Source organism: Pseudomonas sp. MD195_PC81_125, assembly GCF_014060985.1.
In the GTDB taxonomy this organism is placed as follows: Bacteria; Pseudomonadota; Gammaproteobacteria; order Pseudomonadales; family Pseudomonadaceae; genus Aquipseudomonas; species Aquipseudomonas parakoreensis.
The window spans coordinates 1-500 of record NZ_JABULD010001029.1 but is presented as its reverse complement, the minus strand read 5'-3'; the positions used below and the strand labels follow the sequence as shown (position 1 = coordinate 500).

At 48.6% G+C, this 500-nt stretch carries 1 protein-coding gene; it reads right to left on the bottom strand.

The annotated features are described in order from the left end of the window. Positions 1-96: 96 nt before the first annotated feature. Entirely contained in the window at positions 97-255 is a 159-nt protein-coding gene (locus HT737_RS31000) for an Arc family DNA-binding protein (RefSeq protein ID WP_306287343.1), read from the bottom strand. Positions 256-500: the final 245 nt, after the last annotated feature.

Here is a 500-nt window from a genome sequence, read left to right as displayed (position 1 = left end):
CGGCACCTTGATGGCGCCAGCATTGAGTTTTTTCCTGTGATGCCGTATCCTGTTTCAATGTGAATGTCCTCAGAAATGTTCACTGCTTCATAGGCCTCAAGCGTTGGCGCGCTTGGGGCTTTTTTCTGCCTTCCGTTTTTCATGCTCCATCTCCTGCTCTAACGATCTCCTCAGCCGATAGACAATTTCTCCGCTAAGGCTACGGCCATTTTCTGCAGCTCTACTTTCAAGCAATGCTCGCATCTCCAAAAGCATGCGGACAGCAGTGGTTATTTTGGGATTACTCATTTCCGCTTCCTTTGTGTCGTTTCCTTTTGTGCAGTTTTGCTTCCTTTGTTTCACTTGTCAACACGCATGTGTCTTTTGTTGCATCCTACCTAGGGTGGGACGTAGGCTTTGTACATTGATATCGGTGTACAAAGGCCTCAATGAACAGCTCGTTTGCAAAGAAACTCGCCCTCCTAAGAGCCGAAAAAGGGCTGACCCAGCGTGACCTCGCC

Bases quoted from the DNA above. Each gene is read 5' to 3' on its own strand.
- HT737_RS31000 (WP_306287343.1), bottom strand. From the start codon at position 255: ATGCTTTTGGAGATGCGAGCATTGCTTGAAAGTAGAGCTGCAGAAAAT.